The organism is Devosia beringensis (assembly GCF_014926585.1).
Classification (GTDB): domain Bacteria; phylum Pseudomonadota; class Alphaproteobacteria; order Rhizobiales; family Devosiaceae; genus Devosia; species Devosia beringensis.
The window spans coordinates 3535550-3558289 of the sequence record NZ_CP045422.1; the positions used below are offsets into that span (position 1 = coordinate 3535550).

The 22740-nt window shown below is 63.9% G+C and carries 24 protein-coding genes, 1 tRNA gene and 1 pseudogene; 16 read left to right on the forward strand and 10 right to left on the reverse strand.

All coding sequences use genetic code 11. From position 1 onward, the window contains the following. Positions 1–43: 43 nt before the first annotated feature. Entirely contained in the window at positions 44–1489 is a 1446-nt protein-coding gene (locus tag GDR53_RS17225) for a Do family serine endopeptidase (RefSeq protein WP_193335656.1), read from the forward strand. Positions 1490–1533: 44 nt separating this feature from the next. Here GDR53_RS17225 and GDR53_RS17230 read toward each other — a convergent pair whose 3' ends face one another. Beyond that, a complete protein-coding gene (locus GDR53_RS17230) occupies positions 1534–1917 on the reverse strand; it encodes a VOC family protein (RefSeq protein ID WP_193335657.1) in 384 nt (127 codons plus the stop codon). A gap of 127 nt (positions 1918–2044) precedes the next feature. On the opposite strand from GDR53_RS17230, the gene GDR53_RS17235 reads away from it, so the two are divergent. Genes GDR53_RS17235 through GDR53_RS17255 form a run of 5 tightly spaced genes read left to right on the forward strand, consistent with a single transcriptional unit; the run spans position 2045 to position 6173 of the window. Further along, positions 2045–3367, forward strand: coding sequence for a replication-associated recombination protein A (locus tag GDR53_RS17235; protein WP_193335658.1), 1323 nt, complete (start codon positions 2045–2047; stop codon positions 3365–3367). Then, positions 3367–3747: a fluoride efflux transporter CrcB gene (gene crcB / locus GDR53_RS17240; RefSeq protein ID WP_193338151.1), complete on the forward strand. Its 381-nt coding sequence runs from the start codon at positions 3367–3369 to the stop codon at positions 3745–3747. The genes GDR53_RS17235 and crcB overlap by 1 nt, the downstream gene beginning before the upstream one ends. After that, positions 3744–4730 carry an RluA family pseudouridine synthase gene (locus GDR53_RS17245; RefSeq protein ID WP_193335659.1) on the forward strand — a complete coding sequence of 329 codons (987 nt, stop codon included), beginning with the start codon at positions 3744–3746 and terminating at the stop codon, positions 4728–4730. Before crcB ends, GDR53_RS17245 begins: the two co-directional genes overlap by 4 nt. Beyond that, the gene (locus tag GDR53_RS17250) at positions 4727–5389 is read left to right on the forward strand and encodes an HAD-IA family hydrolase (RefSeq protein WP_193335660.1); all 663 of its coding nucleotides are present in this window, start codon (positions 4727–4729) and stop codon (positions 5387–5389) included. Before GDR53_RS17245 ends, GDR53_RS17250 begins: the two co-directional genes overlap by 4 nt. A 4-nt stretch (positions 5390–5393) precedes the next feature. Then, positions 5394–6173 carry an ATP12 family chaperone protein gene (locus GDR53_RS17255; protein WP_193335661.1) on the forward strand — a complete coding sequence of 260 codons (780 nt, stop codon included), beginning with the start codon at positions 5394–5396 and terminating at the stop codon, positions 6171–6173. Here GDR53_RS17255 and folK read toward each other — a convergent pair. Genes folK through GDR53_RS17275 form a run of 4 tightly spaced genes read right to left on the reverse strand, consistent with a single transcriptional unit; the run spans position 6170 to position 9642 of the window. Next, positions 6170–6613, reverse strand: coding sequence for a 2-amino-4-hydroxy-6-hydroxymethyldihydropteridine diphosphokinase (gene folK / locus GDR53_RS17260; protein ID WP_193335662.1), 444 nt, complete (start codon positions 6611–6613; stop codon positions 6170–6172). The two genes, GDR53_RS17255 and folK, sit on opposite strands and share 4 nt — an antisense overlap. Beyond that, the gene (gene folB / locus GDR53_RS17265) at positions 6613–6999 is read right to left on the reverse strand and encodes a dihydroneopterin aldolase (RefSeq protein ID WP_193335663.1); all 387 of its coding nucleotides are present in this window, start codon (positions 6997–6999) and stop codon (positions 6613–6615) included. The genes folK and folB overlap by 1 nt, the downstream gene beginning before the upstream one ends. A gap of 4 nt (positions 7000–7003) precedes the next feature. Next, a complete protein-coding gene (gene folP, locus GDR53_RS17270; protein ID WP_210321354.1) occupies positions 7004–7873 on the reverse strand; it encodes a dihydropteroate synthase in 870 nt (289 codons plus the stop codon). Next, positions 7873–9642, reverse strand: a complete 1770-nt coding sequence (locus GDR53_RS17275; RefSeq protein ID WP_193335664.1) for an SLC13 family permease — start codon at positions 9640–9642, stop codon at positions 7873–7875. Before GDR53_RS17275 ends, folP begins: the two co-directional genes overlap by 1 nt. A gap of 126 nt (positions 9643–9768) precedes the next feature. Here GDR53_RS17275 and GDR53_RS17280 point away from each other — a divergent pair, with 126 nt between their 5' ends. After that, on the forward strand, positions 9769–10689 hold the full coding sequence (locus GDR53_RS17280) for a phosphotriesterase family protein (protein ID WP_232846660.1): 921 nt from the start codon (positions 9769–9771) through the stop codon (positions 10687–10689). Between the two features lie 42 nt (positions 10690–10731). Here the strand turns inward: GDR53_RS17280 and GDR53_RS19955 are convergent. Continuing rightward, positions 10732–11674, reverse strand: a pseudogene (locus GDR53_RS19955) (IS110 family RNA-guided transposase). Positions 11675–11957: 283 nt separating this feature from the next. Continuing rightward, entirely contained in the window at positions 11958–12815 is an 858-nt protein-coding gene (locus GDR53_RS17290; protein WP_193335665.1) for a helix-turn-helix domain-containing protein, read from the reverse strand. 132 nt (positions 12816–12947) lie between these two features. On the opposite strand from GDR53_RS17290, the gene GDR53_RS17295 reads away from it, so the two are divergent. Both GDR53_RS17295 and GDR53_RS17300 read left to right on the forward strand, forming a co-directional pair. After that, positions 12948–13886: a phytanoyl-CoA dioxygenase family protein gene (locus GDR53_RS17295; RefSeq protein ID WP_193335666.1), complete on the forward strand. Its 939-nt coding sequence runs from the start codon at positions 12948–12950 to the stop codon at positions 13884–13886. A gap of 173 nt (positions 13887–14059) precedes the next feature. Further along, positions 14060–14434 carry a VOC family protein gene (locus GDR53_RS17300; protein ID WP_193335667.1) on the forward strand — a complete coding sequence of 125 codons (375 nt, stop codon included), beginning with the start codon at positions 14060–14062 and terminating at the stop codon, positions 14432–14434. Between the two features lie 104 nt (positions 14435–14538). Here GDR53_RS17300 and rimO read toward each other — a convergent pair whose 3' ends face one another. Beyond that, positions 14539–15870 (reverse strand): 30S ribosomal protein S12 methylthiotransferase RimO, encoded by a 1332-nt coding sequence (gene rimO, locus GDR53_RS17305; RefSeq protein WP_193335668.1) that lies wholly within the window; start codon positions 15868–15870, stop codon positions 14539–14541. Between the two features lie 233 nt (positions 15871–16103). Between rimO and GDR53_RS17310 the strand changes: the two genes are divergently transcribed. After that, positions 16104–16478, forward strand: coding sequence for a DoxX family protein (locus tag GDR53_RS17310; protein WP_193335669.1), 375 nt, complete (start codon positions 16104–16106; stop codon positions 16476–16478). Positions 16479–16551: 73 nt separating this feature from the next. Here the strand turns inward: GDR53_RS17310 and GDR53_RS19690 are convergent, their stop codons facing one another. Together GDR53_RS19690 and lipB are read right to left on the reverse strand one after the other, a co-directional pair. Beyond that, positions 16552–17124: a DUF4282 domain-containing protein gene (locus tag GDR53_RS19690; RefSeq protein ID WP_210321355.1), complete on the reverse strand. Its 573-nt coding sequence runs from the start codon at positions 17122–17124 to the stop codon at positions 16552–16554. Between the two features lie 44 nt (positions 17125–17168). Next, positions 17169–17936, reverse strand: a complete 768-nt coding sequence (gene lipB / locus GDR53_RS17320) for a lipoyl(octanoyl) transferase LipB (RefSeq protein WP_193335670.1) — start codon at positions 17934–17936, stop codon at positions 17169–17171. A 72-nt stretch (positions 17937–18008) separates the two neighbouring features. Between lipB and GDR53_RS17325 the strand changes: the two genes are divergently transcribed. From GDR53_RS17325 to GDR53_RS17350, 6 genes are all read left to right on the forward strand, one after another. Continuing rightward, positions 18009–18242 carry a FliM/FliN family flagellar motor switch protein gene (locus GDR53_RS17325; RefSeq protein WP_193335671.1) on the forward strand — a complete coding sequence of 78 codons (234 nt, stop codon included), beginning with the start codon at positions 18009–18011 and terminating at the stop codon, positions 18240–18242. A 215-nt stretch (positions 18243–18457) separates the two neighbouring features. Beyond that, positions 18458–18544 (forward strand) — tRNA-Leu (locus tag GDR53_RS17330). Positions 18545–18856: 312 nt separating this feature from the next. Beyond that, positions 18857–20272, forward strand: coding sequence for a magnesium transporter (gene mgtE / locus GDR53_RS17335; RefSeq protein ID WP_232846663.1), 1416 nt, complete (start codon positions 18857–18859; stop codon positions 20270–20272). 3 nt (positions 20273–20275) lie between these two features. After that, the gene (locus GDR53_RS17340) at positions 20276–20848 is read left to right on the forward strand and encodes a chloramphenicol phosphotransferase CPT family protein (protein ID WP_193335672.1); all 573 of its coding nucleotides are present in this window, start codon (positions 20276–20278) and stop codon (positions 20846–20848) included. A gap of 497 nt (positions 20849–21345) precedes the next feature. Continuing rightward, the gene (locus tag GDR53_RS17345) at positions 21346–21771 is read left to right on the forward strand and encodes a DUF1489 family protein (protein WP_232846664.1); all 426 of its coding nucleotides are present in this window, start codon (positions 21346–21348) and stop codon (positions 21769–21771) included. Between the two features lie 88 nt (positions 21772–21859). Then, positions 21860–22720, forward strand: a complete 861-nt coding sequence (locus tag GDR53_RS17350; RefSeq protein ID WP_193335673.1) for a division plane positioning ATPase MipZ — start codon at positions 21860–21862, stop codon at positions 22718–22720. Positions 22721–22740 lie beyond the last annotated feature (20 nt).

Here is a 22740-nt window from a genome sequence, read left to right on the forward strand (position 1 = left end):
AACCGGATCTGCCGGTTTGTCACTATGGCCGGAGGTTGAATTGATGTCGATGCGTAGGCTGCTGCTGTCGGGCGCCGCGATCATGGTTCTGGCAATCGGGGGAACACTCGCCTTTGCCCCCTGGAACGCGCCAGGCCTGGCACAGGTTGCAGTGGCGCCGACGGTGCCGAGCAGCGATGGTCAGATCAAGCTCAGCTTTGCCCCGGTGGTCAAGGCCGTCTCGCCCTCGGTGGTCAATGTCTATGCCACGCGCATCGAGCAACGGGCCGTCTCCCCCTTCGCCAATGATCCGTTCTTCTCCCGCTTCTTCGGTCAGCAGCAGTTCCAGAGCCGGCCGCGCGAGTCGCAGTCGCTGGGCTCGGGCGTCATCGTCGAGGCCGGCGGCGTGATCCTGACCAATCGCCATGTCATCGAGGGCGCCACCGATGTGCGCATCGCCTTGTCGGATGGCCGGGAATTTGCCGTCGACGTGATGATCGAGGACGCACAGACCGATCTGGCCGTGCTGCGGGTGCGCGAAGCCGGCGATGTCCGCTTTCCGGCCATTAACTTTGCCAATTCCGATAGCCTGGAGGTCGGCGACCTGGTGCTGGCCATCGGCAATCCGTTCGGCGTCGGCCAGACGGTGACCAGCGGCATCGTTTCGGCCTTGGCGCGGACCGGCGTCGAACAGTCCGATTACGAGTTCTTCATCCAGACCGATGCGGCGATCAATCCGGGCAATTCGGGCGGGGCGCTGGTTGATATGGACGGGCATCTGGTGGGCATCAATACCGCCATCTATTCGCAGAGTGGCTGCTCGGTCGGCATCGGCTTTGCCATTCCGGCCAATATGGCCCGGCTGGTCGCCGAGGCCGGCGTCAATGGCGGCGACATCATCCGCCCCTGGTTCGGGGCCAAGCTGCAGGCGGTCAATGCAGACATTGCCGCAAGCCTGGGCATGGCGGCGCCGCATGGGGCGCTGATCACCGAGGTGGCGCCCGACGGGCCGGCGGCGCGGGCGGGCTTTGCCTCGGGCGATGTGATCGTCAGCGTTGACGGCACGGCGGTGAACGATCCGAGCAGCTTCAATTTCCGGCTGGCCACCAAGCCGATCGGGGAGGTGGCCGCGCTGGAGCGGTTGCGCGGCGGGGTGACCGAGCCGGTTGGCTTCACCGTCGAGGCGGCGCCGGTGCTCGATGACAGCCAAAGAGCTTCGATAACAGGCAATTCGAGGTTTGGGGGCACCAGCGTCGCGCAGGTCAACCCGGCCCTCGCCGAGGCCAAGGGTATGCCCTATGACGCCCAAGGCGTGATCATCACGGCGGTCGAGCCGGGTTCGCCGGCCGAGCAGATGGGCCTGCAAGTGGACGATGTCATCCTCTCGCTCAACGAGGTGCTGATGGAGAGCGCAAAGGCCTTTGCCGATACCGCATCGCAGCGGGTGCGGACCTGGCAGATCATCCTGCAGCGCGATGGCCGGATCACGCGCAGTATCGTCAGCGGCTAGTTACGGGTTACAGCCCGGCAAAGCCGGGCTGTTTGCATGCAGGCCTATGCCGGCGCGTGGCAGACCGCTTCGATATTGTTGCCGTCCGGGTCGCGGACGAAAGCGGCATAGTAGGTGGCGTGATAATGCGGCCGCAGCCCCGGTGGGCCATTGTCGGTGCCGCCGGCGGCCATGGCGGCCTGATAGAAGGCGTCGACCTGGGCATGAGTCTGGGCGGAAAAGGCGAAGTGGGCGGGCGGTCGCTGCGCCTCGCCCTCGGTGATCCAGAAGGCGGGGCTGGCCTGGCCAAAGCCGCCGACCTTGACGCCGCCGGTATGCTCGGGCGGGATCTGCACGAGAAAGCGGGAACCCAGCGGCACCAGGGCCTGTTCATAGAAGGTCCTGGCCTGGTCAAAATCGGTTACGCTGATGCCGGAATGGTCTATCATGGTTGTGTCCCTCGACTGATGGTGCGCCGCTGATAGGGCCTGCCTGCTGACAGGGCGCGTCAGCAGGCGCTCGACTTTCCCCGGCATGTGCTTTGGGCGCCCGCCGCTACTGAAATGATATTCTGGCATGGCCGACCTCTTTGCAGCCGATCCCGAAAGCGTCGTTGAGAACGACAGTGCCCGTCCGCTGGCCGACCAGTTGCGGCCGCGCTCGCTCGATCAGGTGATCGGCCAGGGCCATCTCTTGGGACCCAATGGCACGCTGCGCCGCATGATCGCCTCCGGCCGGCTGGGTTCGCTGATCCTGTGGGGACCGCCCGGCACGGGCAAGACCACGGTGGCGCGGCTGCTGGCCGATCAGATCGGCTATCGCTTCGAGCAGATCTCGGCGGTGTTTTCCGGCGTGGCCGACCTCAAGAAAGTGTTCGAGAAGGCGCGATTTGAGCGGCTGAGCGGGCACAAGACCCTGCTCTTCGTCGACGAAATCCACCGCTTCAATCGCGCCCAGCAGGACGGCTTCCTGCCGGTGATGGAAGACGGCACGGTGGTGCTGGTCGGCGCCACCACCGAAAACCCGTCCTTTGAACTCAATGCGGCTTTGCTGTCGCGCAGTCAGGTGCTGCGTTTTGAATCCCTATCTCCGGAGGACCTGGAGGCCCTGGTGGCGCGTGCCGAGGCGCTGACGGGGGCGACGCTGCCGCTGGAGCCCGAGGCGCGGCAGACCCTGCTGACGCTGGCCGATGGCGACGGGCGGGCGCTGCTGGGCCTTGTGGAGGAGGTTCTGGCCTCGACCCGGCAGGACGAAATGCTCGACACGGCGGGCCTGCTCACCGTGGTGCAGCGGCGGGCGCCGATCTATGACAAGGCGCAGGACGGCCACTACAATCTGATCTCGGCGCTGCACAAGACCATTCGCGGCTCTGATCCCGATGCGGCGCTCTACTATTTCGCGCGCATGCTCGATGCCGGCGAGGATCCGCTGTTCCTGGCGCGGCGGCTGATCCGCATGGCCGTGGAAGACATTGGCCTGGCCGATCCGCTGGCTTTGCCGCAGGCCGTGGCGGCGCGTGACGCCTTCCAGATGCTGGGCTCACCCGAGGGCGAGCTGGCATTGGCCCAGACCGTGGTCTATCTGGCCCTCGCGCCCAAATCGAACGCCGTCTATACCGCCTTCAAGGCGGCCAGCAGCGTGGCCAAATCCACCGGCTCGCCCATGCCGCCCATGGTCATTCTCAATGCTCCGACCAAGCTGATGAAGGGGAGCGGCTATGGCGAGGGTTATATCTATGACCACGACACGCCCGAGGGTTTTTCCGGTCAGGAATATTTCCCCGAAGCCATTGGCCGGCAGACATTTTACGAGCCGGTAGAACGCGGCGCCGAGCGGGACTATCGCAAGCGGCTGGACTATTTCGAGCGCCTGCGGGCAAGCAAGAAGGGCGAGGCGTGATGTATCCATTCCTTCTTGTCGGCGCCGGCGGCGCTATCGGCGCCATGTCGCGCTATGGCATGGGGTCACTCGTTGGCCGGCTCTGGCCAATGTCTTTCCCGCTTGCCACCCTGCTGGTCAATATCATCGGCTCGATGCTGATGGGCGTGCTGATCGGCCTGTTGGCGCGCTTCATGCCGCCGCAACAGGCCGAGTTGCGCCTGTTCGTGGCCGTCGGCGTGCTGGGCGGTTTCACGACATTTTCGTCGTTTTCGCTCGATACCATCGTGCTGATCGAGCGCGGTGCGCTGCTGCAGGCGGGCTTATATGTGCTGATGTCGGTTGTGCTCTGCCTCATTGGGCTTTATCTCGGGCTTTTGATGACCCGAGGCGTGGCATGAGTGGCGTACAACAGCGGCAGGTAGAGGGCGACGAAGACGGGATGCGTCTCGATCGCTGGTTTGCCCACCATTTCCCCCAGCTCGGCTTTGGTCGGCTGCAGAAACTGATCCGCAATGGCGAGGTCAAGGTCGACAAGGCCAAGGTCACGACCAGCACGCGGCTGTCTCCCGGTCAGGTGGTGCGCATTCCACCGATCGATGATCCGGGCGTAGTCAAGCCCGTCACCGTCAATGATGACGATGCCCAGTTCATCCGCGACATGATCATGTACGAGGATGACGATATCTATGTGCTCAACAAGCCGCATGGCCTGGCGGTGCAGGGCGGCACGGGGATGAAGCGGCATCTGGACGGCATGCTCAAGAGCCTGCCCAACAAGAAGGGCGAGCCACCGCGCCTGGTGCACCGGCTCGACCGCGATACGTCGGGCTGCCTGATCGTGGCCAAGACCAAGCAGGCCGCCAGCCATTTCGGCGAGGTGTTCCGCTCGCGCTCGGCCCGCAAGATCTACTGGGCTATCGTGGCCGGCAATCCGCATCCGCAGCAGGGCGAGATTTCCTGCTTCCTCGCGCGGCAATCGACCGACGACGGCGAGCAGATGGCCGTGGTCAAGAATGGCACGCCGGGCGCGCAGCACTCGATGAGCTATTATTCGACCACCGATACGGCCAGCCGGCGCTTTGCCTGGGTGACACTCAAGCCCGTCACCGGCCGCACGCATCAGCTGCGCGTGCATATGGCGCAGCTGGGCACGCCGATCATCGGGGATCCACGCTATTTCAATATCGAGAACTGGCAGGGCGCGCCGGGGCTGAGCTATGGCCTGCACCTGCATGCCCGCCGCATTGCCATTCCGCTGCGCAATGGCGAGCGGCTCGATGTGTCGGCGCCGCTGCCGCCGCATATGCGGCACAGCTTTGAAACGCTGGGCTTTGATCCTGACCGCTACGATTCCAGCGGGGACCCCGAGGACGGCATATGATCCTTGTCATGTTCGACATGGACGGCACGCTGCTCGATACCGAGGCTCTGATCACCGAGCATATGGCGTCGACGTTTCGGACCATTGGCCTGGTCGAGCCGACGCCAGAGCGGTCGCGCCGGGTGATCGGCCTATCTCTCCCCGTCGCCATGGCGAAGCTGGCCGAGACGGACGACAGAGTGCTCATCGATGGCCTCGTCGAGGCCTATCGCACGCATTACCGCGCCTCGGTGCTGGCTGACCAGGGTCGTGAGGGCCTGTTTCCGGGCGCAATCGAGGCGCTGCAGCAGCTCAATGCCCGTGACGATGCCGTGTTGGGCATTGCCACCGGCAAGGGCCTCAATGGCGTCCATCGCCTGCTGGCGCTGCACGGTGTGTCGAACTATTTCACCACGCTGCAGACACCCGACCACAATCCGAGCAAGCCGCATCCGGGCATGCTGGAAACTGCCATGCGCGAGACCGGCATCGGGCCGGAGCAGACGGTGATGATCGGCGACACCACCTTCGATATCGAGATGGGCGTGGCGGCCGGCTGCAAGACCATCGGCGTCACCTGGGGCTATCACGAACCGCGCGAGCTGATCGCAGTGGGGGCCAGCACCATGATCGATCGCTTTGACCAACTGGACGGCGCCATCCGTCAACTCGTGAAGTGAAGCCATGCGCGACCAGCTCGACGATATCCAGAAGCACCTCAATGACGGCTACGGAAGGGCGCAGCACCTCAACAAGGTCGAGCTACCCAAGCGGTTCTACAAGGACGTCGCCGTGGCCCCCGTCGACGGTGGCTTCGGGCTGACGCTGGACGGCAGGCCGGTCAAGACGCCGGGGCTCAAGATCCCCGTCGTGGTGCCGGTGGCGCCGATTGCCACGGCCATGGCTGGCGAATGGGCGGCGCAGGGCGAGTTCATCAATCCAGGCACCATGCCCATGGTACGGCTGATCAATTCGGGGGTCGAAAGCGGCGAGACGATCATCCCCGCCTTCCGGGCCGAAATCGTCAAGTTTGCCGCCGGTGACCTGTTGCTCTACCGGGCCGACAGTCCGCAGCCGTTGGTGGCAGCGCAGGAGGCACACTGGGACGGGGCGCTGGTGCGGCTTGCCCGCCATTTCGGCGTCAGCTTCCAGCCCACCTTTGCCATCCAGCACCAGCCGCAGCCGCAGGCGACGCTGGACCGGCTGGCCGAAGTGCTGGAGGGGGAGCAGTTGCTGACGCTGACCGCCATGGTGTCGATGACCGGGCTGACCGGTTCGGGGCTGCTGACCCTGGGCTTCTGGCACAAATTGCTGGATGCCGACGCGGTCTGGGCGGCGGCGCATGTGGACGAGGATTTCCAGATCAGCCAATGGGGCGAAGACGAGGAAGCCGTGGCGCGGCGGGCGATGCGCCGGGTCGAGTTCGATACGGCCGTCGCCGTGCTTGAAGCGATGCGCGCCTAAGCCAGATTCTGGCCGGTGGCCATGACCCAGGCCACGGTGTCCGGAGCGATTTCGGCCAGCGGTACGGTGACGAAGTCGCGCTCATGGGCATGCGGGTGGGGCAGAGTCAGGCGCGGGGATTTCAGCACCAGCCGATCATAGGCGATGATGTCGATATCGATCAGGCGCGGGCCCCAGACCTCCTTGCGGACGCGGCCCATGGCCAGCTCAATGCCCAAGAGAACATCAAGCAGATCAATGGGTTCGAGGCTGGTTTCAACCGTGATCGCCATATTGGCGAAGTCGGGCTGATCGGTCTTGCCCCAGGGGGCCGTGGTCAGCACGGATGACTGCGCGGTGACGGTGATAGCGGGATGATCGGCAATCGCCTGTACCGCCTGGGCGAGCTGGGCACGCGGATCGCCGATATTGGCGCCGAGACTGAGCCAGGCGGTCGCCATTATGCTGGCTTCCGCTGGCGATGCAGTTCGATGGCAGCCTCGCCACGCACCATGGCAATGGGTGCCTCGGGCTTGCGCAGGCGGATGGTGATCCAGCTGACGCCTGGAAAGGCAGCGAACAAGTCATTGACGATATTGCCGGCCACGGCCTCGAGCAGTTTCATGCGGCGGGTTTCGAAGGCGGCTTTGACCACATCATAGATATCGGCATAGGAAATGCTGTCGCCCAGACGGTCGCTGGCGGCGGCGGCCGCCAGATCGGTGCCCAGTTCGAGATCGATGAAGAATCGCTGGCCGAGCTTCTCCTCCTCGGCGAAGACGCCGTGATAGCCGTAAAAGCCCAGATCTTTCAGGATGATACGGTCGCCCGTATAGGCATCGGCCATTGTTTTACCCCAGCGCTGCAGGCGGACCATACAGCGTCGCTTCGGCGACGCGAAGGGCGTCGCGATTGGCCCTGACGTCATGCACACGAAAGATGTGCCCGCCCTGGACGTAGCCCAGCACGCTGGTGGCTACTGTGCCGGCGAGACGGTCCTCCACGGGGGCATCGAGCAGCTTGCCGATCATGGACTTGCGCGAGGCGCCGACCACGATCGGCATGGACCCAAGAGGATTGCCTGATGACATACAGGCGGCGCGCAGGTTCTGCAGGATGAAGTAATTCTCGGCCAGGGTCTTGCCGAAGCCGAAGCCGGGATCAAGGATCAGCTGGCCGGGATCAATGCCGGCCTGGCGGGCCTTGTCGATGGTCGTGGCAAAATAGCGCTGCATGGCGTCGAGCAGGGGCACGCCGGGGTCGCGTGCCTTGTCCCAGTGCATGGCGATGACGGGCACGCCGTAGAGCGCTGCGACCTCGGCCATTTCGGGCGCGCCCTGCAGGCCATGCACGTCATTGATGATGCAGGCGCCGGCCTGAATGGCCTGGTCGGCGACCAGCGGCTTGAAGGTGTCGATGGAGATGGGCGCGGCGATCCCTTCGGCGATCAGCGCGTCGATAACCGGCAGGACCCGATCAAGTTCTTCCTGCACATGCACCGGCTCGGCGCCGGGCCGCGTGCTTTCGCCACCGATATCGATGATGTCGGCGCCTTCTTCCAGCATCTGGCGGGCATGGGCGAGGGCGTGTTCGACCAGATTGTGCCGCCCGCCATCGGAAAAGCTGTCCGGCGTGACGTTGAGAATGCCCATGACCAGGGCGGTCCGTCCGAGTTGGAGCGGGGAGCGACCGGGCAGGGTGATCGTATGGCTACTATGCATCAGAACGGCCAGACCAGCATCAGCATGGGCACGGCCACGATCACCACGATGATCGAGAGCGGCAGGCCCAGTCGCCAGTAATCGCCGAACTTGTAGCCGCCCGGACCCATGACCAGCGTGTTGCACTGGTGCCCGATGGGGGTGAGGAAGTCGCAACCGGCGCCGATGGCCACAGCCAGCAGAAAGGCCTCCGGCTGGTAGCCCAGATCGGTAGCGAAGGTGGCGGCGATCGGCGCCATGACCAGCACGGTGGCGGCATTGTTGAGGAAGGGGGTCACGGCCATGGCCGCAACCATGATCAAAGCCAGGGCGCCCCAACCTGGCAGGACGCTGGCGGTGGCGGACAACCAGTTGGCAATAACGTCGGTGCCGCCGGTGCTCTGTAGGCTATCGGCCACCGGGATCAGGCAGGCCAGCATGATCAGGATGGGCGCGTCGAGCTGGGAATAGACGTCGCGCAGCGGTACGGCGCGGCTGAGCACCATGGCCACGGCGGCGGCGAAGAAGGCCGGGGCAACCGGCACGAAGCCGAGCGCCGTGGCGCCCATGGCCACGGCCAGGATGGCCAGCGGCAGCAGGCCATTGCGGATGCTGCCCAGGCGCAGGCCGCGCTCGACCAGCGGCAGGCAATCCCATTCGCGCAGCAGTTCGGGCAGGCGGTTGATATGGCCCTGGATGAGGATCACGTCGCCGTTCTGGAAGCGGATCTGGCCGAGCCGCTCGGTGAAGCGTTCGTCGCGGCGGCTCACGGCCAGCAGGTTGATGCCGGTGCGGTCGAACAGGGTCAGTTCCTGCGCGGTGGCGCCGATCAGGCCCGAGCTTTCGCCGATCACGGCCTCGATGACGCCAAAATCGGCAGCGTCCTTGGTGGCCTCGCCGCGGCGCTCGGAAAACACCATGCCGGACTGGTTGACCATCTTGTCGAGGGCATCGGGCTCGCCGGCAATCAGCAGGATGTCGCCAGCCCGCAGCTTGGCATCAGGCAATGGCGTGCGGGTGCGGCCGCCGGTACCCATGATGCGGGTCACCATGCCCCGGCCGTCGGCCAGCGCCTGGATTTCGCCGATGGTGCGGCCGATGGCGGAGGAGTCCTCGGTGACGCGCGCTTCGGTGGTGTAGTTCTTGATGTCGACAGCGCTGTCCATGCCCTGGGACTCGCGCTTGCGTTCGGGCAGCAGCTTGTAGAACAGGGCCAGGAAGATCAGGCCCACTACGGTCAGGGCCAGGCCGACCGGGGTATAGTCGAACATGGTGAAGGCGTTGCCGGTCAGCTCCATGCGCACGCGCGAGACGATGATATTGGGCGAGGTGCCGATCTGGGTCATCAAGCCGCCCAGCAGCGAGGCAAAGGCCATCGGCATCAGGAACAGCGAGGGCGACACGCCTGAGCGGCGCGCCATCTGGAAGGCGATAGGCATCATGATGGCCAAAGCGCCGATATTCTTGATGAAGGCGCTGAGCACGGCGACCACAACGACCAGCAGAATCAGCTGACCACGCGGGCCTGTCAGGTTGGGCGCAAAGCGGCGCACCGCTACTTCCATGATGCCCGAGCGCGATACGGCGGCGCTGACCACCAGGGCACTGCCGACGATGATGACGATGTCATCGGCAAAGCCGGTAAAGGCCTCGCCGGGGGCGACAACGCCCAAAGCCAGCCCGGCCAGCAGGGCACAAACGGCGACCACGTCATAGCGCCAGCGGCCCCAGATGAAGGCCACCATCATCGCGCCAATCAACAGGAAGGCCAGAATTTGCGGAAGGGTCATGAAGTTCCTGTCAGACAGTCAAACGGCTCCCAACACACCTCAGAGCCGGTCCGGAGACAAGGGACAAAATCGACATGCCTGCTTATAAAGACGGGAACCGAATGCAATTTCGAGGGAAGAATCGACATGCAGGACAGAAGGCTTTTCACCACTCTGGGACCGCTGCGCCGCGACCAGCTCGGCATGATCCTGCCGCATGAGCACGTCTTCGTCGATCTGCGCACGCCCGACCAGCCCGGCTATGGGCAGGCCGAGGCCAAAGACGTGGTGGCGCTGATGGCGCCGCAGATCGAGGCGATCAAGGCGCAGGGCATCACCGCGCTAGTGGAATGCTCCACCGGCGGGGTGGGGCTGCGGGTCGATCTGGACCTCGCCGTGTCACAAGCCACCGGCTTTCCCATTGTGGTGCCGACGGGCAATTATCGCGAACCGTGGATTCCCGACTGGGTGCGCGCAGCCAGCGAGTCCGAACTCGAGGCGCATATGCTGGCGGAACTGACGACGGGCGTCGGGGACACCGGCGTGATCGCGGCCTGGATCAAGGTCAGCGCCGGCGATGACGGCATTACCCCCCTTGAGGCGAAAATCCTGCGGGCAGCGGCCCGGGCGGCCAAGGAATGCAATGCGGTGATCGGCTCGCACACGATCAAGGGTCGCGTGGTGATGGACCAGCTCGATATCATCGAGGAAGCCGGCTACACGGCCAGAAGGTTCATTTCCATCCACACGCAGGCAGAGCCCGATTTCGCCCTGCACCAGGCGGTGGCGGCACGCGGTGCCTGGATCGAATATGATCATGTCGGGCGCGAACCGGATGACGAGGTCGTGGCCCTGATTCTCAAGGCGCTGGAAGCAGGGCTCGGCAACCAGTTGCTGCTCAGCCACGATCTGGGCTGGTATGATCCGGCCCAGCCCGGCGGCGGGACGCCTCGGCCCTATACCCATCTGGTCGATAGCGTGCTGCCCAAGCTGCGGGCCGCGGGCGTGGACGAAGCGATGATCGTGCAGTTGACCGAGACCAACCCGTTCGAGGCCTTTGCGCGATAGATTTCCTCCACCTGACCTCCCCCTGAGCAACCGTGTTTGCGGTCAAGCTGTGTTGGTGTGCCAGGGGGTGTTGTTGGCAAGGACGGCATTGGCTGTCGTGATGAGTTTGCGCATGGCGGCGACGATGGCGAGCTTTCCCGGTTTGCCCTGGGCGCGCAGCCTTTTGTAGAAGTCGCGGATGGGCGGGTTAGCACGGATGGCCGACAGGGTGGCCATATAGAGAGCGCAGCGCACCGAGAGGCGTCCGCCGGCGATATGGGCCTGGCCGCGCATCTCACCACTATCGCGGTTGAAGGGGGCGACTCCGGCCAAGGCGGCCGCCTGCTTGTTGCCGATGCCGCCCAGCTCGGGCATTTCGGCCAGCAGCACGGCGGCCGTAGTCTGGCCGATGCCGGGGATGGTGGTGAGTAGTTCGGCCCGGCGCCGTAGCGTCGCATCGCTATCGATCTGGCGGGTAATGGCCCGATCCATCTCGCCGATCTGGCTGCTCAAGAAGCCTATATGAGCATCGATGCTGGCTTGCGCCAGCGCAGCTTCAGGGTGCTCGCGACGCTGCTTTTCCATGGCCAGCATATCCACCATCTGGCGGCGCCGGCGCACCAGATCGGCCATTTCCACGGCATTTGGATCGTAGAGGGGGGTCGGGATCTGGGTGCATCAGGTGAGCGAAGCGCAGGATCGCCGCGGCGTCAATCGCATCGGTCTTGGCCAGCAGCCCGTCGGCCCGAGCCAGATCGCGCACCCGGCGCGGGTTAATCGTGCTCAGCGCGATGCCATGCTGGCTGAGCGAGCGGGCCATCAGCCGCGTATAGCTGCCGGTGGCCTCACAGACCAGATGGGGCCGGGTCAGGCTGGAGATCTTTTGCACCAACCGAGCCATGCCAGCCGGATTATTGGACACGCGCAACCTGCTCGAGCCGGTGATGGCCAGATCCAGGTGCTTCTTGGAGACGTCGACACCAACATAGTCTGGGGAAAAAATCATGATCGCTCTGCCTTGTATGCGGGCATGTCGCCCAACCAACCGTTCGAGACAGTCAAGATGGGCCGGACGCGTCTGCTCAGGGGCGAGCTTGCTGGCTCTTGGGGGACACACGCTATCCAGCCCGGGAGCCCGGTAAACCCAAAGCTCCCAGGCCGATCATCGCCAATCACGGCCTCCAAGCAAACATACAAAGGGGGAGGGACCGTGTGGTGGGTGTGGCGTGTTCGTGCCAAATACGCGATCTGTTCCTCCCCCTTCAGGGGGAGGCTAGGTGGGGGTAGCATCACCCCGCAAACGCCGCCCGATATTCCCGTGGCGTGGTGCCCTTTAATGCCTTGAACTGGCGGTTGAAATTGGCCAGCGAGTCATAGCCGACTTCGCCGGCGATCTGGCCGATCGGCATGGCGCCCGAGGAGAGCAGGGCACAGGCGCGACCAACGCGCAGGCGGATCAGGTACTGGCTGACCGTCTGCCTGGTGTGGCGCCGGAAGGTGCGGTGCAGGCCCGACGGGCTGAGCGCGGCAATATCGGCGAGGTCGGCCAGGCTGATCGGCTCGGCAAAGTGCTGGTGAATATGGGTAAGCACGCGGTCGATGCGGCCGCGATTGGCGGCGGCCAAAGCCAGTTCGGGCGCGGTGGCCGATAAAGGCGTGGCCTCACGATCCTCCGCAAGAAGGGTCAGCAGCCGGATCAGACCGATAAAGCGCTCCACCGCCGGCTGGGTGAACAGCGTCTCTATCAGCGGGCGCACGCCGGCGGACATGGCGGGAGAAAACTGCAGGCCGGTGGAAGCCCGGGCCAGCAGGGCAGCAACCGGGCGCAGTTCGGCATTGGCGGTCAGCCGCTCGGCCCAGTCGGGCAGAAACCACATGACCAGCGCGGTATGGGGCTGGCCGGGATCGGCGCGTGCCAGCGAATGCCAGGTGTGCGGCAGATAGGGCCCGATCAGCACCAGGTCGCCATGATCATAACGGCCGATATGGTCGCCGATGAAGCGCTGACCCTGCGAGTTCAGCGTCAGTGTCAGCTCGAATTCGGGATGGTGGTGCCACTGGAAGGGAATGCCATCGTCCAGCCGGCGGTTGAGCGTGGCCCAGGAGGCGCCGTCATCGGCAGTGAGATGTTCGAGATAGGGCTTCATGTGGCGGCACGGGCCTCTGTTGCGCCAGAATAGTATCAATCATTGCCAGCCAGGGGCAAGCGCCGCGCGGCGGTCCGACATAGCCTGATCCCACAAGCAAGCCCGAAGGGGGCAGGACAATGGGAGACCGAGATGCAGCCAGCAACCAAGCGCGACAGCCACCCCACCACGCAGGTGGTGACCACCCCGCTCAAGGACATCGTCAAGACGCTGCCGTTGCGGGTGCTGAGCCCGGCCGACTGGGAGCACTGGCAGACGCGCGGCTATGTGATTGTGCGCAATGCGGTGCCGCCGGAAAATGTGGAGCGGCTCAAGGCCTTATTGTGGGAATTTGAAGAAAAGAATCCGGCTGATCCAGCCACCTGGTACACGCCGCAGCGGCGCGACCACATCATGAAGGAGCTCAATGGCACCGGCATGGTGGAGATCTACAACCACCAGTATCTCTGGGATAACCGGATGACGCCGCGGGTCTATGATGCCTTTGTCGACATCTGGGACATGGAGGAGCTGTGGACCAGCATCGACCGGGCCAATCTCAACGTGCCCAAGCAGGTCAAGGGCAACCCCAATGGCTTCATTCACTGGGACAGCGATACGTCCCTGGATCCCTTGCCCATTGGCGTGCAGGGCGTGCTGAGCCTCGTCAAGCAGGATGGCGATGTCGGCGGCTTCCAGTGCATTCCCGAGCTGTTCTACAATTTCGACGACTGGGTGAAGACCCAGCCGGCCGACCGCGATCCCATGCACCCCGACACGACGGGACTCTCTATCACCAATATCGAGATGGAGCCGGGCGACCTGATGATCTTCAATACGCTGCTGGCGCATGGCGTGCGGCCCAACCATTCGGACGGGCGGGTGCGCATGGCGCAGTATATCTCGATGTTCCCGGCCGATGAGGGCAATCAAGCGGAACGGGCCGAGCGCATCCGGCTGTGGCACGAACTGGACCATCCACAGCGCGACGCCTTTCCCGGCGATCCGCGCGACTGGGAAAAGAAGAATGCCAGGACCGCCGAACTGACCGACCTGGGCGAGAGGCTGCTCGGGCTTAAGAGCTGGCACTGAGCCGGCTTGGTCAGCCGCGCAGGAGAGGCGGGGCCGGGGTGCTTCGCCTCTTGTCTGGCTGCCGTGAAGGCCTGCCGGGGGCCGGACACTTTATCGCCTTGGACGGGCCGTCTGCTGACAGCATATGACGCGCTGCGTGGCCAGAAGGGCTCCAGAAATAAATGGAGCCCATTATGCAATTCGCCTCTGTTCGCCTGGTGACCAATGATATCGACCGGTTGATCGTCTTTTACAGCATGCTCACGGGCTGGAAGGCTAACAGGCTGGCCCCCGACTTTGCCGAATTCCGCGGCGAAGGCATCGCCCTTGCCATCAGTTCGGAGCGGCTTGTGACCCAGTACAACGCGGGTGCGGCGGTGGCCGCGGCCAATCGCTCGGCGATGATTGAGTTTGAGGTCGACGATGTCGATGGCGTGCTCGCGGGCCTTGGCGAAGACGGGCTCGATATCGCCATGGCTCCGGCCGACATGCCCTGGGGCAATCGGTCGATGCTGCTGCGCGATCCCGATGGCAATGTGATCAATATCTTTGCCCGCAAGCGTGGCTAGCGCTGAGCCGGCCGATTCACCTGCAACAGACAAAAGAGGCGCCGCCCGTGGGCTGCGCCTCATGATTTGAGTCCGGAAATGCCGGCAAGTGCCTGAAAACGAATCTAGTTCAGGTTGGCAATCGGGGTGGCGAACAGGTCGTATTCGTCGCTGTCGGTGACCAGCACGTCGAGCATGTCGCCCGGCTTGATGCCTGTGGCATTGGCGATGATGACCTGGCCGTCGATCTCGGGCGCGTCCCATTTGGAGCGGGCAATGGCCTTGTTACTCTCGGGCTGGACGTCGTCCACCAGCACCTGGATGGTGCGGCCGACCTTCTTGGCGAGCTGGCCGGTGGAGACGTTCTGCGCCACTTCCATCAGGCGCTCGAAGCGGTCCTGCATGACGTCGTCGGGGACGATGCCTTCGAGTTCATTGGCCGGAGCGCCGGTGACGGGCTCATATTTGAAGCAGCCGGCGCGGTCGATCTCGGCTTCCTCGATGAAATCGAGCAGCATTTCGAAATCGTCCTCGGTCTCGCCGGGGAAGCCGACGATGAAGTTGGAGCGCACGGTGAGGTCGGGCACCTGTTCGCGCCATTTCAGAATGCGATTGAGCGTCTTGTCCTGGTGGGCGGGACGGCGCATGGCCTTGAGCACGCTGGGCGAGGCATGCTGGAAGGGAATGTCGAGATAGGGCAGGACGAGGCCTTCGGCCATCAGTTCCATGACCTGATCGACATGCGGATAGGGATAGACATAGTGCAGGCGCACCCAGGCGCCGAGCTGTCCGAGTTCCTTGGCCAGGTCATAGAACTTGGCCTTGACCGGGCGGCCGCGATAATTGCTCTCGGCATATTTGATGTCGACGCCATAGGCGCTGGTATCCTGGCTGATCACCAGCAGTTCCTTGACGCCATTGCGCACCAGGCCCTCGGCCTCACCCAGAATGCCGGCGGCGGGGCGGCTGGCCAGGTCGCCACGGATCTGCGGGATGATGCAGAAGGAGCAGCGATTGTTGCAGCCCTCGGAAATCTTGAGATAGGCATAGTGGCGCGGCGTCAGCTTGAGGCCCTGTTCGGGCACCAGGTCGAGGAAGCGGTTGGGCACCGGCGGCAGGTGCTCGTGCACCGCATTGACCACGTTCTCGTATTGATGCGGGCCGGAAATGGCCAGCACCGAAGGGTGGGTCTTGCGGATCAGCTCTTCTTCGACGCCGAGGCACCCGGTGACGATGACGCGGCCGTTTTCGCTCAGGGCTTCGCCGATGGCTTCGAGCGATTCCTGTTTGGCGCTGTCGAGGAAGCCGCAGGTATTGACCAGCACGATATCGGCGCCGGCATAGTCGCGGCTGAACGAGTAGCCCTGCGCGCGCAGGGTGGACATGATGCGTTCGCTATCGACGAGGGCCTTGGGGCAGCCGAGGCTGACGAGGCCGATTTTAGGCGCTTGGCTCATGAGAGCTTGATATTCCGATGGAAAGGATTGCGCGCGTCATACAGAGAATTTGATGGTTACGCAATGTGACTGTCCCCCGGCGGGTGCGGGGCTGATGTGCGCGGACGGGCAGGGTGATTGGTGCCGATCGTCGAACGATGCGTCGCTCATTGTTTCGTTTGCTGCGAGTCGGACACATGGCTATGGCTGTCGGCGCTGCGCCTGCGCGGCACAGTTCATCCTAAGGAAAACCAATGTTCGATCGTCTCTCCGCCTACGCGCCGCAGGCCCTCGCCGTGCTGCGCATCGTCACCGCCCTCCTGTTCATCGCCCATGGCACGCAGAAGCTGTTCGGTTTTCCCGTCGCGGCTGCCGGCCCGACAGAGGGCCTTATGCTGATCGGTGGCCTGCTTGAGGTGATCGGCGGCCTGGCCGTGCTGGTCGGCTTCTTCACCCGCCCCGTGTCCTTCGTGCTGGGCGGCATGATGGCCGTGGCCTATTTCATGTTCCATTTCCCCGCCAGCATGTTCCCGCAGGCCAATGGCGGCGACGCAGCGATCCTGTTCTGCTTTGTCTTCCTGTACCTGGTATTTGCCGGCCCGGGCGCTTGGAGCGTCAACAAGAAGTAAGCTTGAACTCAAAAATCAAGAAGGCCGCCCAGACCTTTGTCCGGGCGGCCTTTTTTGTACGTTAACGTACCTATCAGGGCTTGGTCGGCGGGGTGCGCTTGGCGGTGCGGCGCGGCTTGAAGGTCTCGCCCGGCTTGGTGGCGGGTGCGCGGGGGGCTTCGGCGGCGGGCGCGGTGGCCGGTGTCGCTGGCGTGGATGGGGTTGGTGCCCTGGACGGGGCGACATAGGGCGCCGGGTCGGTGGCCGGGGTGATATATTCGTCGGCCTCGGCATAGTCGGTCTCGTCGCCATGCTCGGCCAGGTCGCGGATGGCGTCGCGGACCTCGTCGATCAGCGAGGAGGAGTAGCGCGCCCGGTTGACCGTGTCGCCGCTGCCTTCATGGGTCTTGAACCAGACCAGCAGCGCCTCGCAGGCAATGCGCAGGCCGATCAGCGAGAGCAGGCCGAAGACGATGATTTCCAGAATCCCCCACAGGCCGGTGCCGAAGCCGTAGCCGAAGGTGAGGAACAGGTGGCTGACCGCCCAAAGCAGAATGCCGGCCAGGCCCAAGGCATAAAGGATGGGCACCAGCTTGGGCGAGAGAATGGCATCGAGCCGGAACAGGGTCTGGCGGGTGAACAGGCGCTTGAGGTCGTCCAGCGTCATGACGGGCTCCTAGGAAATGGCTTTAAACGGCGGTGATTCGATTGTTACGCAACTTGGTCCTGCAAGCCAGCCCCGACAAGGCCCTGCTCGGAGGCGGCCACGGTCGGGCCGAAACGCGCCTCGAAGGCCTGGCGCAGCACGGAATCGACCTCGGGCAGGGAGACCAGCTGGCCGAGATCCTCAAAGCTGGTGACGCCGCCATCGGTAATGCCGCAGGGGACGATGCCGCTGTAATGATCGAGGTCAGGCGACACATTGAGGGAGATGCCGTGGAAGGTGACCCATTTGGAGACGCGCACGCCGATGGCGGCGATCTTGTCTTCGGCCAGCACGCCCTTGTCGGGGCGCTTGACCCAGACGCCGATGCGCGGCGCCGGCTTGCTCTCGGCCACGATATTGAAGGCAGCCAGGGTATCGACCACCCAGTCCTCGAGCCCCTGGACGAGGCAGCGGATGTCGCGGCCGCGCCGGGTCAGGTCGAGCATGACATAGGCCACGCGCTGGCCGGGGCCATGATAGGTGTATTGCCCGCCGCGGCCGGCATCGAAGACGTCAAAGCGGGGCGACAGCAGGTCTTCGGATTTTGCCGAGGTGCCAGCGGTATAAAGCGGGGGGTGCTCAAGCAGCCAGACGGCTTCCTCGGCCTCGCCAGCGGCGATGGCAGCGGCGCGCGCCTGCATGGCGGCAAGCGCCACCGGATAGGGGACCGGGTCGGCCGAGATCACCCATTGCACCGGCCGATCATCAGTTCGTGCCAATTTGCTACGCATTTGGCAGGTGTCGTTACGCTTTGTTAACGCTTCCATAACCATGGGTGTCCGAGGATAGTCTTCACATCAGATGCAGCGGCCCGCGACGGCGGCGCCAGGACGGATCACACATATATGGGCACCTTAGACAATATTGAAGTGGACATCACTGTCGAACTGGGCGCCACCAGCATGCCGATCCACCATCTGCTGCGCATGGGCCGTGGCGCGGTGATCGAACTGGATGCCGGGGAGAACGATCCGCTCTCCATCTATGCCAATGGCACGCTGATCGCGCATGGCGAAGTCAGCGTCGAGGACGGCCACCTGCGCGTGCAGATCATCGGCAAGACCTCGCGCCACCGCTAGAGCCTTATGCGGTTTGAGAGATTCAAACCGCTGGCTTCGGGCCCCTGTCGCGCCAGGGGCGTCGCGCAAAGCCGGTTGCCGCTTTTCCATCCGTGGCGGCAGGCTCTCCACAGGCAAATGCGATTGGCCATTTAAGCGCTTGAGGTTGGGAGGAACCTTTGCTACATCCCCAATCGCTTCGACACCTTTTGGCGCCGGAGCTTCTACCAGAATGTGCGGTCGTGGCGGAATTGGTAGACGCGCAGCGTTGAGGTCGCTGTGCCCGAAAGGGCGTGGAAGTTCGAGTCTTCTCGACCGCACCATCATCTCCAGGGATGATATGAAAAATGGGCTGCCCCTCGGGGCGGCCCTTTTTGTTTTCGGAGTGCAAAGGCGGGGCGCTCGTCGGCGATAATTGCCGGCATTTTGCGCTGTCGACCAATGGCTCCGGAGGAGGGCGAGCGGGCTGCCGCATGCGTTTCCTGGTGCATCGTCAAGTGCTGCCGTCATAGCCCTCCAGTTACCCCTAACAATTCTCTCCAACCCCGCTGAAATCCCGCTCGCGCCGCTGGCGGAGCGGGGCGTGATTGGCTACAGCTTTGGGGCCCCGCAATGCCGGACCGAAGGGCCTAGTCTTGAGCACAGATTCCGACACCAATCCCGATCCCGAAAACGGCATTGATCCCAATGCCTTCCGCGACGACGATGACCGCATCAGTCCGCTCTGGCTGGAGCGGTTGCGGGCGTTTCTGAGCGCGCGAAGGGCCGACGATATTGCCCTGGTCATGGCTGAGCTGCATGCGGCTGATATCGGGGATGTGCTGGAATCGCTCGACGCTTCCGAACGGGTCGAGCTGGTGCAGCTGCTGGGCGACCGCTTCGACTATTCGGCGCTGACCGAGGTCGATGAATCGGTGCGCATGCAGCTGATGGAAGAGCTGCCCAATGCGGAAATCGCCCGCGGCGTGGCCGGCCTCGACAACGATGACGCGGTTACCCTGCTTGAGGACATGGAGCAGGTCGACCGCGACGAGGTGTTGGCGAAGCTCCCCACCTTCGAGCGGCTGAGCCTCAAACGCAGTCTCGACTTCCCCGAGGATTCGGCCGGGCGGCGGATGCTCACCGACTTTATCGCCATCCCGCCGTTCTGGACGGTGGGGCAGACCATCGACTATCTGCGGCGCGAGCGCGAGCTGCCAGACGAATTCTACCAGCTCTATGTGGTCGACGCGGCCTACCAGGTGCTGGGCACCATTGCGCTGGACAAGTTCATCCGGGCGCCGCGCACCACCCCGATAGAAGCGCTGATGAACACCAATCTGGTGCTGGTCGACGCCAATGAGGACCAGGAAGAGGCGGCGCGCGACTTCGAGCGCTACGATCTGATCGAAGTGGGCGTGGTCGACGAAAGCAATCGCCTGGTCGGCGTGCTGACCATCGACGACATGGTCGACGTTATCCACGAAGAGGCCGACGAGGACATCAAGCTGCTGGCCGGCGTGGGCGACGAGGATATTTCCGACAGCACGGTGGATACGGCGCGCAGCCGCGTGCCCTGGCTGGTGATCAACCTGTTCTCGGCGGTTTGCGTGTCGCTGGTCATCGGGCTGTTCGACGCCACCATCGAGCAGATGGTGGCGCTGGCCGTGCTGATGCCGATCGTGGCCTCGATGGGCGGCAATGCCGGCACCCAGACGATGACGGTCACCGTGCGGGCGCTGTCGATGCGCGAGCTGGACGGGCGCCGCCTGCGCCGGCTGATCCGGCGTGAAATGGTGGTCGGGCTGATCAATGGCGTGATCTTTGCCATACTGATCGGGCTGGTGACCTGGCTGCGCTTTAACAACCTCGAACTGGGCGTGGTGATCGCGGCGGCGATGATCATCAATATGGCCGTGGCCGGCACGGCCGGTATCCTGATTCCGCTGACACTGGACAAGTTCAAGGCCGACCCGGCGATCGCCTCGGCGGTGTTCGTGACCACGATCACCGATGTGGTGGGGTTCTTCGCCTTTCTGGGGATTGCCGGGCTGTGGTTCGGGCTGTTCTAGGGCATGGCCGAGCCGGGCAAGATCATTTTCGTGCACGGCGCGTCGAGCAGTGGCAAGTCGACGATTGCGCGGGGTATCCAGGCGCGGATCGAACTGCCGTTCTGGCATATTTCCATCGACCATCTGCGCGATGCCGGTGTGTTGCCGACGGCCCGTTTCAAGAGCGGGGAATTTGACTGGAAGGCGGCGCGCAAGCCGTTCTTCGACGGATTCCACCAGTCGCTGGCGGCCTATGCTGGGGCGGGCAACAACCTGGTGCTGGAGCACATTCTCGATACTCCCGGCTGGCTGGACGAGCTGGTGGCGCTGTTTTCGCGCTTTGATGTGTTCTTTGTCGGGGTGCATTGCCCACTGCCGCTGCTGATCGAGCGCGAACAGGCGCGCGGTGACCGGCCGATCGGCAGTGCCGAACAGGATTTCCGCACCATCCATGCTGGCAAGAGTTACGATTTCGAGGTGCAGACCGACGCGGACGCCGATGAGAATGTCGCGCGGGTGATTGCGGCCTGGAATGCCAGGACGGGGGAGTCAGTGTTCAGGCGGTTGGCGCAGGGGCAGCGGGTGGTGCGTGGATAGGGTTTAGCTGAGGCTGCATTATGCCGCCGCTCAAGCTGGGCTATCGTGGCCTTCTTGTATGGAATCGCTATCCCTCAACGATTTGCCCTTTGGGCCGGCCGCTGCCATTCGAGCTGCCACTCGAGCGTAGCTCTCATGGCCTCCTCAGCTAAAATCGCGCCACTGGCGCGATTTTGCCTTTGGCACGCTTCGGAGTGTGACAACTTCGCCGCTTGCAAAGGATTTATGACAGGGTTAACGCTTTGATACCGGGAGTGTGGCGGAACGTTCCGCCGGCTTCCGGAGCAGTGAACGGCTGACAAGGAGCGATATATGCGTAGTCAACCGAGGGCCACTATGTGGCGTGCAGCAAGCTGGACAATGGTTTGCCTGCTCTCGATGGGATTGGTTTTCTCCGTGGTTGCTGGCGTTTAGGCGCTAGAGTTTTTCACTCACAAAATTTATGAACGGGCGCCCGAGCCACTCGGGCGCCCGTTGCTTTTGCCGGAAGGGTGTCGATGATCCACATGATCAAGCTGTGCGTGGGGGTGTCGAGCTTTGAGGAGCTCGAAAGCTACCGCAACGAGCGTGCGCATTGGTGGGGCGTCGACTATGGCGAGGACGTGCATGTGCACCGCACCCGCATGATGCCCAAGCGCGCCGCCGAGATGGAGGGCCTTGCCTCGATCTACTGGGTGATTGCCGGGCAGGTGACCTGCCGGCAGCCCATCCTGCGGCTGGCGCCCTATGAAGACGGCGAGGGCAAGAACTATTGCGACATCATCCTCGCCCCCGAGCTGATTCGGACGATTCCCTATCCCAAGCGACCGTTCCAGGGCTGGCGCTATCTTACGCCGGCCGATGCGCCGCCCGATCTGGGGGCCAATGAAAATGCCGGTTCGCTTGAACTTGCGGCGGACCTTGCCAAATTGGGACTGATCTAGCTGTTGGCAGGCGCCAATCTTAAGGGGCTATTAACCATAGCGGCCTCTGTTAGCGGTGTGCGGCAGGCGCATTGATTTGGGGGCGGCAATGGCGCGAAGCGGTGCGCATGTCATCGTGGTGGGCAATGAAAAGGGCGGTTCGGGGAAATCCACGACCGCCTTTCACCTGGCCATCTATCTGCTGCATGCCGGCTATCGCGTGGCCAGCGTGGATGTGGACAGCCGCCAGCAGACGCTGACCCATTATCTGCGCAACCGGCGCGCCTATGCGCAGGAGCGGGGGCTGACCCTGCCCAATCCGCAGCATTTCCATCTGCCATCGGCTTGGGGCGACTCGGTGCGCGAGAACGACAGGGCCGAGTTCGACGTGTTTCGGCGGGCCATTGGCGAGGTGGAGAACCGCGCCGATTTCGTCATCATCGATACGCCCGGCTTCGACACCAACCTGACCCGGCTGGCGCATTCGCTGGCCGATACGCTGGTGACCCCGGTCAATGACAGCCTGATCGACCTCAACGTTCTGGCCCGGGTGGATGCCCAGAGCGGCCAGCCGATCGAGACCAGCCATTATGCCAAGCTGGTGCAGCGGGCGCGTTCGGAGCGCCTGTCGGTGACCGGCGAGAGCGTCGACTGGGTTCTGGTGCGCAACCGCATTTCCATGCTGGGCTCGCGCAATGCGCGCCAGGTGCAGGTGACGCTGGACGCCATTGCCACGCGCTTTGGCTGCCGGGTGGCTGACGGCATTGCCGAGCGGGTGATCTTCCGCTCGCTGTTTGCCAGCGGGCTGACGGTGTTTGATCCGCTGGACGGCGACATGGGGGCCGAAGGCTCGAGCGTGTCGCATCTGGCGGCGCGGCAGGAATATCGGAACCTCGTGGCGGCGCTCAACCTGCCCATCACCCAGACCAGCGGGCAGGCCGCGGCCGAGGCGCTGCGGCTCTCCGCCTGAGGCGAAATTAAGCGTTTAAC